This is a genomic window from Streptosporangium sp. H16 (assembly GCF_051918855.1).
GTDB lineage: Bacteria > Actinomycetota > Actinomycetes > Streptosporangiales > Streptosporangiaceae > Streptosporangium.
Window position 1 is genome coordinate 58,428 of the sequence record NZ_JBPXMD010000037.1, and the last position, 15,515, is coordinate 73,942.

At 70.2% G+C, this 15,515-nt stretch carries 13 protein-coding genes; 4 read left to right on the forward strand and 9 right to left on the reverse strand.

Annotation, left to right across the window (positions count from 1 at the left end):
- Positions 1 to 164: 164 nt before the first annotated feature.
- The 3 genes from ACTOQ2_RS37470 to ACTOQ2_RS37480 form a co-directional block, all read right to left on the reverse strand.
- Positions 165 to 1,538: a serine hydrolase domain-containing protein gene (locus ACTOQ2_RS37470; protein ID WP_440105736.1), complete on the reverse strand. Its 1,374-nt coding sequence runs from the start codon at positions 1,536 to 1,538 to the stop codon at positions 165 to 167.
- Between the two features lie 352 nt (positions 1,539 to 1,890).
- Positions 1,891 to 2,400 carry a GbsR/MarR family transcriptional regulator gene (locus ACTOQ2_RS37475; RefSeq protein ID WP_362847132.1) on the reverse strand — a complete coding sequence of 170 codons (510 nt, stop codon included), beginning with the start codon at positions 2,398 to 2,400 and terminating at the stop codon, positions 1,891 to 1,893.
- A gap of 120 nt (positions 2,401 to 2,520) precedes the next feature.
- Positions 2,521 to 3,591, reverse strand: a complete 1,071-nt coding sequence (locus ACTOQ2_RS37480; RefSeq protein WP_440105739.1) for a hypothetical protein — start codon at positions 3,589 to 3,591, stop codon at positions 2,521 to 2,523.
- A gap of 204 nt (positions 3,592 to 3,795) precedes the next feature.
- Here ACTOQ2_RS37480 and ACTOQ2_RS37485 point away from each other — a divergent pair, with 204 nt between their 5' ends.
- Positions 3,796 to 5,112, forward strand: coding sequence for a hypothetical protein (locus ACTOQ2_RS37485; protein WP_440105741.1), 1,317 nt, complete (start codon positions 3,796 to 3,798; stop codon positions 5,110 to 5,112).
- Positions 5,113 to 5,116: 4 nt separating this feature from the next.
- Here the strand turns inward: ACTOQ2_RS37485 and ACTOQ2_RS37490 are convergent, their stop codons facing one another.
- Entirely contained in the window at positions 5,117 to 5,749 is a 633-nt protein-coding gene (locus tag ACTOQ2_RS37490) for an ATP-binding protein (protein WP_440105743.1), read from the reverse strand.
- A gap of 326 nt (positions 5,750 to 6,075) precedes the next feature.
- Here ACTOQ2_RS37490 and ACTOQ2_RS37495 point away from each other — a divergent pair, with 326 nt between their 5' ends.
- Positions 6,076 to 7,686 carry a hypothetical protein gene (locus tag ACTOQ2_RS37495; RefSeq protein ID WP_440105745.1) on the forward strand — a complete coding sequence of 537 codons (1,611 nt, stop codon included), beginning with the start codon at positions 6,076 to 6,078 and terminating at the stop codon, positions 7,684 to 7,686.
- 25 nt (positions 7,687 to 7,711) lie between these two features.
- Here ACTOQ2_RS37495 and ACTOQ2_RS37500 read toward each other — a convergent pair whose 3' ends face one another.
- From ACTOQ2_RS37500 to ACTOQ2_RS37510, 3 genes are all read right to left on the reverse strand, one after another.
- Positions 7,712 to 8,290, reverse strand: a complete 579-nt coding sequence (locus ACTOQ2_RS37500) for a GNAT family N-acetyltransferase (protein ID WP_440105747.1) — start codon at positions 8,288 to 8,290, stop codon at positions 7,712 to 7,714.
- Between the two features lie 117 nt (positions 8,291 to 8,407).
- Positions 8,408 to 9,646: an NAD(P)/FAD-dependent oxidoreductase gene (locus tag ACTOQ2_RS37505; RefSeq protein WP_440105748.1), complete on the reverse strand. Its 1,239-nt coding sequence runs from the start codon at positions 9,644 to 9,646 to the stop codon at positions 8,408 to 8,410.
- Positions 9,647 to 9,706: 60 nt separating this feature from the next.
- On the reverse strand, positions 9,707 to 9,949 hold the full coding sequence (locus tag ACTOQ2_RS37510) for a hypothetical protein (protein WP_440105750.1): 243 nt from the start codon (positions 9,947 to 9,949) through the stop codon (positions 9,707 to 9,709).
- 167 nt (positions 9,950 to 10,116) lie between these two features.
- Between ACTOQ2_RS37510 and ACTOQ2_RS37515 the strand changes: the two genes are divergently transcribed.
- A complete protein-coding gene (locus ACTOQ2_RS37515; protein ID WP_440105752.1) occupies positions 10,117 to 10,839 on the forward strand; it encodes a hypothetical protein in 723 nt (240 codons plus the stop codon).
- 107 nt (positions 10,840 to 10,946) lie between these two features.
- Here ACTOQ2_RS37515 and ACTOQ2_RS37520 read toward each other — a convergent pair whose 3' ends face one another.
- Positions 10,947 to 11,489 (reverse strand): hypothetical protein, encoded by a 543-nt coding sequence (locus ACTOQ2_RS37520; RefSeq protein ID WP_440105754.1) that lies wholly within the window; start codon positions 11,487 to 11,489, stop codon positions 10,947 to 10,949.
- Positions 11,490 to 13,058: 1,569 nt separating this feature from the next.
- Between ACTOQ2_RS37520 and ACTOQ2_RS37525 the strand changes: the two genes are divergently transcribed.
- Positions 13,059 to 13,268, forward strand: a complete 210-nt coding sequence (locus ACTOQ2_RS37525; RefSeq protein ID WP_440105756.1) for a hypothetical protein — start codon at positions 13,059 to 13,061, stop codon at positions 13,266 to 13,268.
- A 216-nt stretch (positions 13,269 to 13,484) separates the two neighbouring features.
- Here the strand turns inward: ACTOQ2_RS37525 and ACTOQ2_RS37530 are convergent, their stop codons facing one another.
- Positions 13,485 to 14,627, reverse strand: a complete 1,143-nt coding sequence (locus ACTOQ2_RS37530; protein ID WP_440105758.1) for an ice-binding family protein — start codon at positions 14,625 to 14,627, stop codon at positions 13,485 to 13,487.
- Positions 14,628 to 15,515 lie beyond the last annotated feature (888 nt).

Below are 15,515 nucleotides of genomic sequence, written 5' to 3' on the forward strand. Positions count from 1 at the left end.
AAGGCGCCCGGATCCACCCGCGTGCCGGGTGGATCCGGGCGTACGTGTGTGAAGCACCAGGTGAACGGCCGGCCCCTCGCACGCGGAAGGTGTTCCGTTCCGGTCTCACCGCGACCTGATCCAGGAAACACGCGAGCGGCGTCCGCGCCGGGACGGGACGGGGTTCAGGCGACCTTGGGGGTGACGCGCATGCCGATGTACACGCACTCGGTGCCGTCGGTCAAGGTGGAGAAGACCACGGGAATGTGCTCCCCCCCGAAGGCGGGACCGCCGGAGGCGGCGAAGACCGTCTCCGACACCGGCACCAGGTCCATCTCCAGGGGCGGGGAGAAGTCCTTCATGCCGTCGACGAACTCGTACCGGATGCGCGCGCCGTCGTCGTCCTGGGTGACGGTGGTGACGACGCCCTCGCGCCGGTAGGTGCCCACCAGCCGCGTCATGTCCACCGCGGGCGGGTTCGCCGCCGGTCCGAAGACGTCCGGCATGCGCACCCCGACCAGCTCGCCCAGCAGTTCCCGGAACAGGTCGGCGTACAGCCCGCCGGTGCCGCCGCCGTTGGCGAGCAGGACGACGGCCACCCCCGCGTGCGGGACGACGCGCAGGTAGGAGTACTGGCCGATCGCGGCGCCGTCGTGACCGAAGCCGGGGACGCCGTCCCAGTCGTACAGGGTCCAGCCCAGGCCCCAGCCGTCGGCGCTGACGGTCCACCTGTCCGGGCTGTCGACCACGCGCCGCCGCATCTCCTCGGTGGCGCCGGCGGACAGGACCCTGGTGCCGTCGGGGGCGACGCCGCCGTCCAGGTGTGCCCGCGCGAACCGGGCGACGTCGCCCGCGGAGATGATGACCCTGCCGTACGGCCCGGCGGAGCGCGGCATCAGGTCCCAGGCCGGGGCCGGGTCGGGGTCGGCGCCCGGCTCCCCCAGGTGGCTCATGGCGACGCGGAACCGCAGCGCCTCCTCGGGCAGCGTCATCGAGTGCTCCAGCCCGAGCGGGGCGAAAAGCCGCTCCTTCAGCGCCCGGTCCCAGGTCAGGCCGGTCAGCACCTCGACGACGCGGCCCAGCACGACGTACCCGACGCTGCTGTACGACAGCGCCGTCCCGGGCGGGCAGTCCGGCGCCACCTCCCTGGCGGCCTCGACGTACCGGGCCAGGCAGTCGTCGCCACGGCCGGGGTCGTAGTTGAAGTCGCAGGTCAGGCCGCCGGTGTGACTGAGCAGTTGGCGGATCGTGATCGTCTTCGTGGCCTCCGGGTCCGGGGTGGCGAACTCCGGCAGCACGCTCACCACGGGCGTGTCGAGCTCCAGTTCGCCGGAGTCGACCAGCTGCATCACCAGCGTCGCGGTGTAGACCTTGGCGAGCGAGCCGGACAGGAACACCGAGTCGGTCGTCACCTCCACCCCGGTCGCCCGGTGCAGCACACCACTGGCCAGTTCGTGGACGTTCCCGTCGGCCAGTACGGCCAGCGACGCCCCCGGCACGCGGTGGGCGGCGCGAAGCTCGTCGAGCCGGGTCTGCCAGCGGGCGGAGTCGAAAGTCATGGGAGATCTCCTCGGTTTGACGGGGCCGGATCCCGGGCGAGGCGTCCGCCGATCGGGCGGGGACGCGAGCCGGGGCATGCGGACAACGCCGGTGCCGTCGGAGCACCGGCCGGAAGGAAAGGGGAACCGCCCTCGGGGACGGCGTGACGGACCACGGACCACGGACTTTTGCGAAGGAGGGAGCCGCCCTCGGGAGACGGGCTCGTGGCGCTTCGTCGCGCCCCCGGGGGGATGGCCTCGTGGCTTCGGGTTACTTCGAGTTGTTTCGTGTCTTTTCGGGTTATTTCGGGCTGCTTCGGGCTGCTTCGGGTTGAGGGGGACCGCCCCTCGTGGGCGGTCCGGTGACGTCGGGCTAGGGCCGGCTCGTCCCGGCGTCGTCGGGCAGTGCGCCGGAGGCGCGCAGCGCGTCGCGGCGCTCGCGCCACTCGGCCGCGAGCGCGGGCATCCGCTCGACGAGGAACTCGGCGAAGGCCGCACCCTCGAGCAGGCGCGCCCGGCGGGCCGGGGGCGCCTCGTCCAGCACCTTGAGGCCCTGGTGCGCGAGCGCGCCGAGCGAGACGTACTCCGAGGGCTTGTCGACCATCCTCAGCCAGATCGCGGGATGGAGGCTGACGCGGTCCACGCGTTCACCGGCGGCGCGTGAGCGCTGGATCCAGGACCACTCCTCGAGCATGGAGACGGCGCCGCTGACGGCGGTGCGGCTGGCCCGCAGCGCCTCGCCGAGCTCGGCGATGGTCTGCTGCGGCGGATCGCAGATGAGAAGCCACCCGGCCACCCGGCCGGTCATCGGGGGCAGGCCGTTCTGCCGCGCGAAATGGCGGCCGACCTCGTCGGCGTAGGCAAGCTCGGCCTCGTAGTCCATATCACCGACATTACCCACATAACCGAAATAACGCAAATATCTGACATTTGAGATGCAGACGGTTTGTCACCCAGAGATGCGGGTGGCTTGTCACTCCAGATCTGTGGACGACCCGGGTCCTCAGCCGCCGAACGCGGGATAGCCCGGCAGTCGAGGGACGTCCCAGCCGTCGGCGACCTCCCGGAGCAGCAGCCGCATCGTCTCCGCGAAGGCCGGGAACTCCTCCAGGGTGCTCGCCATCTCCCAGCGGTGCCTCAGCAGCTGCCGCAGCGTCGGGACGGGACGCCGGACCCTGTGCGTCGGCCCGTCCTTCGCCATGCGCGGGATCAGGTCGGTCGTCAGATACACCGTCCAGAGCGCGACCGCCCGCCGGATCCCGGGCTGCCAGATCTCGTCCTCGACCAGCTCCGGGTACGCCTCGACGACCTCCGCGCGGTAGGTGTCCTCGATCTTCTCCGCCAGACCGGGGGGCAGTGTGAAGACGCACCAGCAGGTGGCGAAGGGCATCCGGCAGTACGCGGCCGTCATGAAGACCGGCTGGTAGCAGGCCGACTCGAAGTCGAGCAGCCGCAGGCCGTCCGGGGTGAGCAGGTTGTTGTCCGGGCAGGTGTCACCGGGGGTGAAGGCGAGATACTCGTCCGCTCCCGTCGCCGCGATCCGCCCCAGCTCACCCGCCAGCTCCGGCGGCGCCTCGATGCCGATCCCGGCGAGCGCCGAGGGGAACCCGGCCGCGTACCGTACGGTCCACGGATCCTCGTCCCAGGACGGCACGCCCCTGCCGTACCGGGCCGACAGGGAGGCCAGGTCGGCGCGCCGGTGCACCGACGCGGCGGACAGCCGCCCGAGCCCGCGCGCCCAGGCCGAAAGGCCGTCCAGGGCGGCCCGCGGATCGTCACCGAGCAGCACGTCCGCCAGGGTCGGCGCGGACCCGAGGTCCTCCATCACCAGCAGCGGGACCGAGTCGTCCACGCCCAGCAGCCCGGGGCCGGCCAGCCGCAGCGAGAGCCCGGCCGCCTCCGCGGCGAAGGCGCGCAGTCCCTCGGGCTCCGTGCCGAACTTCTTGACGACGACGCTGCCGCCCGAAGCCGTCCGGCAGCGCAGGACCACGCTGCGCGGGCTGCCCCCGAGGTCCACCGGATCGGACAGCTCGACGCCCACCACTTCGCCCGCGGCGCGCAGGATCGCATCCATCCCGGCATTCTGCCCTTCGCGAGCCGGGCGAGAAAATCCTTATCCAGCCGGTCGAGGAAGCCCACGTGTCAGCGGCTCGGGAGACACGTCGCCGCCCAGGGCGTTTCCGTGGCGCGGAGGGCCGCGAGAAGTTCGTCCGTCGCGGAGCGGGCGCCGGCGGAGGCGTACGGGCCGACGGCGGCCGGGGCGGTCAGGGAGACCGGGATGACCAGGGGAACCGGGACGGCCAGGGAGACCGGGGCGACCGTCCGAACCGGCCGGGGAGGGAAACCCGTTGAAGGCCGCGGCCTCGGCTGGCACCCTGCCAGGGTGCCGACACCACCTGTGGATCCTCCCGCGACGAGCTTTCCGCTGCCCGATCGGGCTCACCTGGAGGTGCTGCTGGCGAAGGCCTTCGGGGCGCCGGTGGCGCTCGGCCGCATGGAGCACCTGGCCCCGTGGGCGGTCCTGCGCGCGTACCCGGCCGAGCCGAAGCCCGGACCGCGCGTGCACCCGGCCGAGCCGAAATCCGGACCGCGCGTGCACCCGGCCGAGCCGAAATCCGGACTCCCCTCGTCGGTGATCGTGAAGTGGCTGCGCAGCGATCCGTCCGGGCTGCGCATGGACGCGAGACAGGTGGTGACCGAGCGGGCCGCGCTGCGCTTCCTCTCCGAGGACCTCGGGCTCGACCTCGCCCCCAGGGTGCTGGCCGACGACATGGCGGCGTCGCTCCTGGTCCTGGAGGACCTCGCTCCCCGCACGCCGCTGGACCGGGTGCTGCGCCGCGACGGCGCGGTGCCCCCACCGGCGGGGCTGGCGGCCTTCGCGCGGGCGCTGGGCGAGCTGGGCGCGGCCACGGCCGGGCACGCGGAGCTCTACCTCGCGAGACGACCGGCCGTGGTCGTCGACCTCACGTGCTCGGACACCGACGCGTGGCGGCGGGCCGTGGAGCACTCCGCGGAGTTCGGGGTCGCGCTGCCGGGCCGAGCCGGGACCGAGCTGGCGCGGCTGCTGGCGGAACTCGCCGATCCGGGCCCTTTCCTGGCGTTGACCAACGGGGACGCCGAGGCGAACAACTTCCTGACGGCGGACGGCGACGGGCGGCTCATCGACTTCGAGTTCGCCGGCTACCGGCACACCCTGACCTCTGCCGTGTGCCTGTACGTGCCGGGCCCGGCGTGGCTGACGGTGTCCGACCCGGTCGCGACCGGTCTGGAGGCCGGTTACCGCCGCGCGCTGGCCCGGGGCGTACCGGAGGCCGACGACGACCACCTGTTCGGCTTCGGCCTGGCCGCGGCGTGCCTGACCTGGGCCGCCTGCCGTCTCACCCGGTTCCCGACGCTCGACGCCCGGGCGCCGGGCGAGAACAGCCGGCTTCAGCTGATCTTCACCCTGGACGCCGCGGCGTCGACCGCCGAGAACCACCGAGCCCTGCCCCACCTGGCCGGATGGGCCCGCCGGGCGGCACAGGCACTGCGCCGCCGGTGGCCGGACACGGACGTGGACCGGACGGCGTACCCCGCGTACACCCCGCGCGGGTGAGGGATCACCCGCGCGTCGCGTGAGTCCGGGAGTACGTGTACGGCCGCGGGGGCAGCACGTCCGGGATGTGCCAGGCGGACGGCAGGGCCCAGCGGCCGAAGACGACCTTTCCCCCGTTCGGTGACCGGTAGTGGCCCCACCCGTCGGTGCACATGCCGACGAGCCGCAGGCCCCGTCCGCTCTCGTCGTCCTCCCCGGCGTCGGTGACCTCGGGCGAGCCGTCGCAGCTGTCCCAGACCTCCGCGAACAGGCCCGCGGTGGTGAGACGGAGCCGCAGGAGGATCGGGTCCGGGCCGGTGGTCCGCGCGCGGGCGCAGGCGGGCGGGCAGGCGACGGTGTGCGGGTGGCCGCCGGAGGCGGACGGGCAGGTGTAGCCGTACGGGACGGGCGGGGTGGCGGTGGCCTTGACGGCGTTGGTGGTCATCTCGGAGACGACCAGGACACAGAGGTCGGACAGTTCTTCCAGGCCCCACGCCAGCAGTCGCGCACGCGTGAAGTCGCGCGCCTGGGAGACCGCGGCCGGCTGCGCCGCCAGCCACAGCTCGTTCGCGTCCAGGCACAGACGGTCGGCGGTGTCCGGATCAGGGTGAAACGGTGAGTGCATCGGTCCCGGCCGTTCGACGGGGAGCACGGTCATTGATGGCTCCAGGGAAGTTCAACGAAGGTTCGGTCGCGCGTCCCCGGCGCAGAATGGGGACGCCCCCGCCCGAGCGCTGAGACCACACGAATCCGACGGCTCCGGCGTTGTCTCAACCCTGCTGTACGGAGCGTGCTGGAAACAGGCGACGACACCGAGTCTGTTCGTCACTCTCAGGGGTCACATCGCGCCTCAGAGCGACGGCATTGCAGGGAGCGGTGATCTGATCGCCGGTTTCTGCACTCGACCGTCACCGAACGTGAGCGACCAGTAACGTTCAGCCCGAAGAATCGCCGCCGGAGAACCTGCCGGGAGGGGCCGAGCCGATGCCACGTGCACCGCGCAGCGTCAAGCAACAGATGGACGCCTTCAGCGCTGAGCTTCGCGAGCGTGGTTTCACGTGGGCCGAGGTCGCCGCTGAGTTCAAGCGACGTTGGCGCCTGAACTCCCGCCAGGGCTTCCGTGAGGCGCATCGCCTGACACAAGCCAAGGTCTGCCATCTATGGAACGAGTACTGGCCGAACGAGCCACTGACGACCCGAAAACTCGGGTCGTGGGAAGCGTGGCCCGGCCCCACCGGCAACGAGCCGCCGATCGCCGGGCTCAACCGGCTGGCCCGCATCTACCAGTGCCGCACCGCCGACCTGGTCGACGGTGAAGACCACCGCGATGCCGACGAGCACAACACACCGGCCGTCCGGTCCCGGGGGCGGGCGCTGGTGGCGGCCGGGGCGGCGGGCAGCCTCGGCCCCGAGGACATCCGAGGGGTGCTGGCCGCCCTGCCCACCCTGCCCACGGGACCCGTGCCGTTCGGGACCTCCCGCGACGAGGAGTACGACGCCCTGGTGCGGGCGCTCGCCCAGTGGGCGGCGACCATGAAACGGCGCGACGTCCTGGCCCTGATCAGGGCCGCCGCCGCCGCGGCGGCGGCCTCTCCGCTGCTGGCCCGGCTCAACGACGACGAGCTCGACCGGCTCGCCCTGATCGCCGCCGAACCGTCCCGGGTGGACGAGGCCACCGTCGACCACATCGACGCGGTGCTGCACCACTGCATGCGGCAGGAGGACACCCTCGGCCCCCAGTCGGTGCTGGGGACCGTGCTCGCCCAGCAGCACCTGGTGCGGTCGCTCATCCCGGCCGCGTCGAACGACGAGGTGCGCGAGCGGTTGCTGTCGCTGCTGGCCAACATCTGCCGGTTCACCGCCTGGGTGCTGTTCAACCTCAACGACTTCAACGGGGCGAACCACTACTACGAGCAGGCCAAGGCGGCCGCGCACCAGGCCGACGACGACGCGATGAACAGCTTCGTCCTGGCCAACTGGTCACAGCTGGCGACCTGGCGGGGCGACCCCCGCCAGGGCGTCGAGCACGCGCTGGGGGCGCTGGCCTGGGGGCATCGCGCCAACAGCAAGCTGCTGGTGTCGTACGCGTGCGACGTGGGGGCCCGCGCCTACTCGGCGGTGTTGCGCCGCTCGGCCAAGAACGACCGTCACAAGGACCACGCCCGGTGCATGACCAGCCTCGACCAGGCCCGCCGCGAGCTGGGCCACGCGGGCGAGGGAGACGTGGGGGCCAAGCTTCTCTACTTCTACGGCGACGGGCAGTATCTGTCGACCAGGACCAAGTGCCTGCTGGACATGGGTGACGCCCAGACCGCCGTCGAGATGGCCGCGCGGTCCCTGGCCCGGATCGATCCGGCGTTCGTCCGCAACATGGCGTTCAGCCGCCTGGATCTGGCGCGCGGGCACCTGCGGCTGCGCGCCATCGACGAGGCGTGCGAGCAGATCGGCGAGGCCGCCCGCCTCACCTGCAAGAACACCTCGCCGCGGCTGGCCCGCTCGGTGGTGGAGGTCCGCGAGACGCTGAATCCGTGGGCGAGGACCCGCCAGGTCGCCGCCCTGGACGAGAAGCTGCACACCTTCCAGCTCATCGCCTGACGGCTTTCCCGCTCATCGCGATCGATCAGCGCGCCTCTGGCATCTCCTCAAGCACCAGGATCTCGAAGACCGGGGCGGGGATCGGCGGGTCCATCAGCTTTTCGGACACCTTCCGCCATCCCCACCTCCGGTAGACCTCCCGGGTCCGCACGGCCTTGGGCTGCACCGAGAGCGTGGCCCGCTCGGCCCCGGATCCGGAGAGCAGCTCGTCGTGGATCCGGTGCCCGATCCCGGCGCCTCGCCAGTCGGGCAGCACCCCGTAGTCGATGACGACGAACGTCCTGCTCCCGGTCTCGGCCGCGAACTCCTCGCCGACCGGGTCGGCCAGCGCGCTCCACCAGCGGGTGTCGGCCGGCAGCAGGTGGCCGTACCCGAACCCGACGAACTCCGCCCCGGACCGCGCGGTGGTCAGCCGGAAGCCTGGCCGGTCGACCAGCCGGGGGAAGTAGGAGCGCTGGTTGGCGAACTCCGCGGCGTTCCCGTCGAACGGGGGCAGCGAGAACACCGCCTCGTAGAGATCGCAGATCGTCCCGGCCAGCGCGAGCGCCTCCCGGCGGCCGTGTGTCTCTATGGTCAACTTGCCGGTGGGGGCCGTATCGGTCATGCCCGTCTCCTCGCCTTCGTATCGCCACCCTCCCCCGAAGGGCTTTTACCCGTGGACGGGCGTGGTAGCCGCTCCGGTTCATGGGAGGGGGTGAAAGCGGGGGGACGGCGGGAGCGGTCAGCTCTTCGCGAGGTCGGCCAGCGGTACGGAGAGGTCGGTGAGCCGGTCGGGGGCGACGGTCGCGCCGCCGCGGATCAGCTCCTGCGCCGGCGAGATGCCCTCGTCCCACTGGTTGACGTGCATGCCCGCCACGACACGTCCGCCGGAGAGCCAGAAGGCGTGGAAGGCCTCCGACTCCAGGTCTCCCCGGATGACCACGGAGTCGTATCCCCCGGGCGCGAACCAGCCGGAGAACTCCATGCCGACGTCGTACTGGTCGGTGAAGAAGTACGGCGGCCTGTCGTAGACCACCTTCTGGCCGAGCATGGCCCTGGCCGCGGCCACTCCCCCGTTGAGGGCGTTGGCCCAGTGCTCGACGCGGATGCGGGTGCCGTACAGGGGGTTGAACGCGTTGGCCACGTCACCGGCGGCGTAGACGTCGGGGTCGTCGGTGCGGAGGGACTCGTCGACGAGGATCCCGTTGTCCACGGCCAGGCCCGCCCGCTCGGCGAGTTCGGTGTTGGGGCTCACGCCGACGCCGACGATCACGATGTCGGCCGGGATCTCCTCGCCGTCGTGGGTGGCGACCGCGCGGACGCGCCCGGGGCCGAGGAGCCCGGTCACCTCGCGGCCGAGCCGTACGTCGACGCCGTGGCGCCGGTGCACGTCGGCGAAGAAGGCGCCCAGCTCGGGGCCGAGCGCGGCGTGCAGCGGCACCGCCCTCGGCTCGACGACGGTCACCTCGCAGCCGTACTCCCTGGCGGCCGCGGCGGTCTCCAACCCGATCCAGCCCGCGCCGACGACGACCACCCTCCTTCCTCCGCCGCGGACGGCCTCGCGCAGCCGCTCCGAGTCGCCGAGGCTGCGCAGGTAGTGCACGCCGTCCAGGTCGGCGCCGGGTACGTCGAGGCGGCGCGGGGAGGAGCCGGGGACGAGCAGCAGCTTGTCGTACGGGACGCGCCGCCCGTCGTCGAGCTCCACGTGGTGCGCGGCCCGGTCGAGGCCCGTCGCGCGGCGCCCGAGCAGCCGCTCCACGGAGTTTCCGGCGTACCAGTCCTCGTCGTGGACGTAGAGCTTGGCCTTCTCCTCCTTGCCGAGCAGATAGCCCTTGGAGAGCGGGGGTCTCTCGTAGGGGAGCTCGGTCTCGGCGCCGATCAGCGTGATCCCGCCCTCGAAGCCCTCGTCGCGCAGGGACTCCGCCGCCTTGGCACCCGCCAGGCCCGCTCCGACGATGACGAACGTCTGCTCGGTAGTCATGGGTTCCTTCCTATCCGATTCCCGCGCCGGTTCCAACGGTCGCGGGAGGCGGCGGGCCGTTCACCCGTTCCTTCGGAAGATGACCACCAGTACCCGCAGCCCCAGGATGGCGCTGACGAGCAGGAGGTTGTAGCCGACCAGCTGGTGCAGCCCGACCCCAGGGGTGACGCGCGGGCCGGTGTCGGCCCCGAGCAGCAGCGCGGCCATGAGACCCGTGGTGGCCGCCGGCACGGTGAGCAGCACCTGGTGAAGCATCCCGGTGACGTGCCGCCGGTCGTGCTCGCCGGAGAAGACATTCAACACCTTCGGATGACAGGGCGAGGAAATTTTCATTTACCCTGCCGGAAACGGAATTCGATCCCCCCTCAAAGGAGGGCGTATATATTTTCCACGCCATCAAGATCGCGCCGCCGACGGAGATATCGACGAGCTCCGTCCACGGCGCGCTTTTTTGATAAGGAGCATGCCGTATGCCATTGAAGCGACGATTCGCCCGAGTCACGGTCAACTGCGCCTTCGCCGTGGCGGCCGTCCTGAGCCTCGGGGCCTTCTCTCCCGTGCCGCCGGGCATTCCGGACAACCCGCCCGCGCCCCAGCCCGCGGAAGCCGCGCCCCAGCCCTGGGAGGTCACCCCCCGGTCGTGGGAACCCGCACCTCAGCCGGGGGAGGTGGCACCGCCCCCCAGGCCCACCGTACGCGCCCTGACGGCCGCCGAGATCCGGGAACAGGGGCTCGATGAATACATCGACATGTCCCGCCAGAGGGAAACGGTTCCCAGTATTATCGACACGTCCCAGGGTAAATTCACCAGCAATCTTCTTACTCCCGTGAAGCGGACGGGAACCGTCGGTCCCGCCAATTTCGCGACGGGCTGCTGGTATCTCACGACGACGTACGGGTATCCCGCTCTCCAGGGAAGCGCCTATCACACCTGGTGCGGCGACGGCTTCCAGATCACGTACACCTCGGCCGGCTGCACCGGGAGCACGAGCCTTCCCACCTACATCTACGAGGGCTGCCAGAACATCCAGGCCTACGGGGTCGGCTGGAACGTCTGGGACGTCACCGACAGATGGCGTTTCTGCACGGCCTACAGCCGTTTCACGGGCGTGTGCTCCGCCCGGATATACCCGTGGCAGAAGAACCGCTACGGCGCCGACGGCCAGGTCTGGCTCCTTGGCTGGGGCAACTAGCGGTGTCCTGAGTTCGGGCTTCAGATGTGCTGGAAATTCCGGATCCATCCCCAGGACGGCGCCTCGCAGGTGAATCCACACCCTGACGATCCGGACCACGAGCAGACCTAAGGTGCCACGGCCAGTTTCCGTGTTCCAAGGGGCCCGAAGTCATAGACCGTGTTGTTCACCTGCAGTCCGTCAATCGCGCCGATGAAGGCGGTGTCCATGCTGAACCCAAGACTCAGCGTGATCACCGCATCCGGCAGCGCGGCCTTGAGCTCGTCGAACGAACACGGAGAAGCCAGAGTGCAGTTGATCAAAACGCCCGTCGCCCCGGTGGCGTACCACTGGCTGCCGGCCGCGCCGGCGTCGTACTGCTGCCAGGTGTTGGGCAGCCGGGGGTCGGGAGCCGAAGGACCGGTAGAGGTGTCAGGCAGATAGATCAAGGTCGCGTAGTCCGCCGAGCCCATGTTGGGATCGACCTCTATGCTCAGCCCCGGCACGGAGACCTCGGCCGGAGAGTTGGTGCCCGCGAACGCCCAGTACCTCAAAATCGTGAGATCACTGATCGACAACTCCGCGAAGTCCGTCTCGTTGCCGAAAGTGATCTTATCCGGGCTGTCTCCGACGATGATTCCCAGGCTGCCGACGCCATAGGGCGGCGGCACGGTGGCCGAGGAACCGGTGACGGGATCTCGCTCATACGGGCCGACACGGTAGACGGCGTTCGGCCCGCCATCCGATTCGCGACCGATGACGCCCCACGTGTCGGTGCAGCAGATGGTCGCTCCCGGAGGTCCCTGAAGTCCCGTCTCTCCCCGCGGTCCTGCGGGCCCTGTCGCGCCCGTCGCGCCGGTTGTACCCGTCGCACCCACTGGCCCCTCGGGGCCTATCGCACCCGCAGGTCCTTCTGGCCCTGACGGCCCGATCTCTCCCTGCGGCCCTGCGGGCCCTACCGCACCCGTCGCACCGGTTGCACCCGCCGGACCCGCCGGACCCTCGGGCCCTACCGGACCGATCTCCCCTTGCGGCCCTACCGCACCCGTCGCACCCGTCGCACCGGTTGCACCGGTTGTACCCGTCGCACCCGCCGGACCCTCGGGCCCTACCGGACCGACCTCCCCTTGCGGCCCTACCGCACCCGTCGCACCCGCCGGACCCTCAGGGCCTACCGGACCGACCTCTCCCCGCGGCCCTATCGGCCCCGTCGCACCTACCCGCCCCTCAGTGCCTGTCGCACCCGTTGCACCCGCCGGACCCTCGGGCCCTACCGGACCGACCTCCCCCTGCGGCCCTACCGCACCCGTCGCACCCGCCGGACCCTCAGGGCCTACCGGACCGACCTCTCCCCGCGGCCCTATCGGCCCCGTCGCACCTACCCGCCCCTCAGTGCCTGTCGCACCCGTTGCACCCGCCGGACCCTCGGGCCCTACCGGACCGACCTCCCCCTGCGGCCCTACCGCACCCGTCGCACCCGCCGGACCCTCAGGGCCTACCGGACCGACCTCTCCCCGCGGCCCTATCGGCCCCGTCGCACCTACCCGCCCCTCAGTGCCTGTCGCACCCGTTGCACCCGCCGGACCCTCGGGCCCTACCGGACCGACCTCCCCCTGCGGCCCTACCGCACCCGTCGCACCCGCAGGTCCTTCTGGCCCTGCCGGACCGACCTCCCCCTGCGGCCCTGCGGGCCCTACCGCACCCGTCGCACCCGCCGGACCCTCGGGCCCTACCGGACCGACCTCTCCCCGCGGCCCTGCCGGACCCGTCGCACCGGTCGCGCCTACTGGCCCCTCGGGTCCTGTCGCACCGGTTGCGCCCGCCGGCCCTTCCGGTCCTACCGGACCGATCTCTCCCTGTGGCCCTGCGGGCCCTACCGGACCCGTCGCACCCGCCGGCCCTTCCGGTCCTTCGGGCCCTGTCACACTGGCTGCGCCCGCCGGCCCCTCAGGTCCTACCGGACCGACCTCTCCCCGCGGTCCTACCGGACCCGTCGCACCGGTCGCACCTACTGGCCCCTCGGGTCCTGTCGTACCCGTCGCACCTGCTGGTCCTTTTGAGCCGGTGGCTCCGGGCAGGCCAGTCTCACCTGCGGGACCTTCTGGGCCCCGAGGGCCGTACGGGCCGGTTCGACCCGTTGCGCCCTTGGATCCTTTCCTGCCTTTCGGTCCGCGTGGGCCACGCGAGCATACGCAAAGTTTGTCCTTGCACCTGCATGGCCTGCAGCATCTCTTCCGGCAATGACCTCTCGCATGGGCGTGCGGCCTTCGGGAGCCGGCAACGGGAGGGCAGGACGAGACCGGCTTTCCCTCCTTGGCCTGTGCGATCAGGTGAATACCGACCGATTTTTCCTTGAGCATGTTTATCGGCACTTGAAACGACGTAAAGAAAAAAACACCAACGAGAACTACCGTAATACCCCGATTTCGGGCGCGCCTGCCGAGCCGTGAGATCACGGCATGTCTACTATCGCTGAAATTCATGTCATTCCGTGTCGTTCAGGGTCCCGAGGGCAGCCTCTGTGACGCATGGGCAGTGATCATGGGATACCCGATAAATGCTCCGGAATACATTGACCTGGCCGCCGAACCGTAAATTAACAATATAATGACGGGAAAGCGATGGAGAGCAGCCCATCGAGGTTCGCATCCATGCCCACAGGGACTTCATGGTGTGATCTTCGGCCTGCGGGTCATTGAATTCGCAGTGAAAGTTTCCGGCGCATTCTTCGGGTGAAGGCGGGAAATCCTCAGGGGGTCGTCGGCGACCGTTACCCTCGCAGAGGGCCGGCGCGGCGAGCAGGCCGTACGCTCCGCCGTCGTGGACAGCACCCTGGCCTGAGGCTCACCGCCACACGCCGGCCCACATCCCTCTATCAGGCAGAAGCCCTGGGAGTCGACGGCCTGGATGAAGACCGGTGATGTGCTGCCGTCCAGTTCGGTCGTACCGGGGAAGACGGCGACGATCTCATGCACACCCTCGGAGAGAGGGGCGACGGTCAACTCGGCATGGCCTGTGCCGTCGAGCTGGGCCGTGCCCAGGCTTACCCCGTCACTGAAGAATTCGACCGGGCCGGTGGGGACGATCCCGCTCGGAGATCTCACCGTCGCGGTGAAGGTGATCGGGCTTTGCTGGCTGATGGCGCATGACGAGTTCACCGTGGTGGTGGTGGACCGGTCGGAAGGATCCGCGCAGGCGGACAGGGTGATGGTGTCCGTGTCCAGTGTGACGGTGCCGTTGTGCGCCAGGGTTCGACCGTCCACGGTCACACCGCTGCCCACAGTGATCGAGGTCAGCGCGAGGATGTCGCCGGAGAAGTCCGTATTGGCTCCCAGAGTGGACGAGCTGCCCACCTGCCAGAAGACGTTGCATGCCTGCGCTCCCCCGGCGAGGGTCACCGTGCTGGCGGCCGCGGTGACAAGCGTGGAGGCGGCCTGGAAGATGAAGACCGCGTCGGGGTCGCCCTGGGCGTCGAGCGTCACGTTTCCCGTGATCTGAAATGTGCCCGCGGCGGAGTCGTAGACGCCGGGGGTCACGGTGGTCCCACCGAGCTGTGTCGGGATGGTGGCGTCAGGAGTGCGGGAGGCGGCGTCGTTGTAGGCGGCGAGCTGATCCGTCTGAGCCTGTGCGGCGGCGGCGTCGGCGGCGTGGAGGGTTCCGATCACGGTGCCGGGCGGGAAGCCGGTCACCGTGGCGCTCGGGCTGATCCCCAGATCTCCGGTGACGACAGTGGACCCGGTGTTCGTGACAGAGGCCCCGCCCAGTACCGCGAAGTCGGCGGCCGTGCCCAGCGCGACCGGTGTCGCCAACGCTTTCGCGGTACACGGTGTCGCGGCGATGCCTCCTGTCGCGATCAGGACCGCGAGGACCCACACCCGCAAGGAACCAACGATGTTTCTTGGTACGAGGCGAGGGCGACCGGCATCTGTCATCAAACTGCCCTTTTCCTTTGGTACGGCTCAGCTCAGGCGCATTACCGATGACGCGCCATATCCTCCGACCTTACTAATCGGCATTTCGGCTCCCTGTCGCCCGACATGCGAAAGACAAAGACTTGGCGCCATTTCTAGGGAAAACATGAAATCGCCATGCGATCCAGTGGAACCTTTAATCGTCCGCGCACTGAACAATGGTCTTTTCCGGTATTCCACCACGAACGAGCCAATATCCTCACGAGGTGGAAAAAGGCCACCGGGTGACCGCTTACAGCGCACACGGAACTGCGCGGAGGAGCGAGAAGGCATCACGATCCAGGGCCTGTTCGAGGTCCGGACCGTCGGGGCGTGGGCTCGCCTGCGCGGTGCGGTTCGGCCTCGGCGGAACACCTCGACGGAACACCTCGGCGGGACACGGAGTATGGCGCGTGATGATCTCACCGATGCCGGGCGGGCCGTGGGCGAAGCCCGTCTTCCGCCGGACGAGCGGGGTCCGATCCCGGAAGGGCTCCGCGGCGAGTGCGAACAGCCCGGTCAAGCGAAGGGGAGCAAGCCGCGGGCCCCATGTCGAACCCCGACGGCTGCGGCGCCGGCGCAGGGCCCTGCCGGCACGTCGCACAGAGTGGTTGCACGGGACCATCGACTACGGAAGGTCTTAAATCCGTAATAGTGCACCTTCAGCCGCGAGTGTGCATTCCTGCGCAGAAGGAAGCGTCGACTGTTTCTAGTGTCCGTGGTGTCCGAACGGCACGACCCCTCACC

What these genes read in the sequence shown, in the direction of transcription:
- ACTOQ2_RS37470 (WP_440105736.1), bottom strand. Translation starts at nt 1,538, where the DNA reads ATGACTTTCGACTCCGCCCGCTGGCAGACCCGGCTCGACGAGCTTCGC.
- ACTOQ2_RS37475 (WP_362847132.1), bottom strand. Translation starts at nt 2,400, where the DNA reads ATGGACTACGAGGCCGAGCTTGCCTACGCCGACGAGGTCGGCCGCCAT.
- ACTOQ2_RS37480 (WP_440105739.1), bottom strand. Translation starts at nt 3,591, where the DNA reads ATGGATGCGATCCTGCGCGCCGCGGGCGAAGTGGTGGGCGTCGAGCTG.
- ACTOQ2_RS37485 (WP_440105741.1), top strand. Translation starts at nt 3,796, where the DNA reads ATGACCAGGGGAACCGGGACGGCCAGGGAGACCGGGGCGACCGTCCGA.
- ACTOQ2_RS37490 (WP_440105743.1), bottom strand. Translation starts at nt 5,749, where the DNA reads ATGACCGTGCTCCCCGTCGAACGGCCGGGACCGATGCACTCACCGTTT.
- ACTOQ2_RS37495 (WP_440105745.1), top strand. Translation starts at nt 6,076, where the DNA reads ATGCCACGTGCACCGCGCAGCGTCAAGCAACAGATGGACGCCTTCAGC.
- ACTOQ2_RS37500 (WP_440105747.1), bottom strand. Translation starts at nt 8,290, where the DNA reads ATGACCGATACGGCCCCCACCGGCAAGTTGACCATAGAGACACACGGC.
- ACTOQ2_RS37505 (WP_440105748.1), bottom strand. Translation starts at nt 9,646, where the DNA reads ATGACTACCGAGCAGACGTTCGTCATCGTCGGAGCGGGCCTGGCGGGT.
- ACTOQ2_RS37515 (WP_440105752.1), top strand. Translation starts at nt 10,117, where the DNA reads ATGCCATTGAAGCGACGATTCGCCCGAGTCACGGTCAACTGCGCCTTC.
- ACTOQ2_RS37525 (WP_440105756.1), top strand. Translation starts at nt 13,059, where the DNA reads ATGACCTCTCGCATGGGCGTGCGGCCTTCGGGAGCCGGCAACGGGAGG.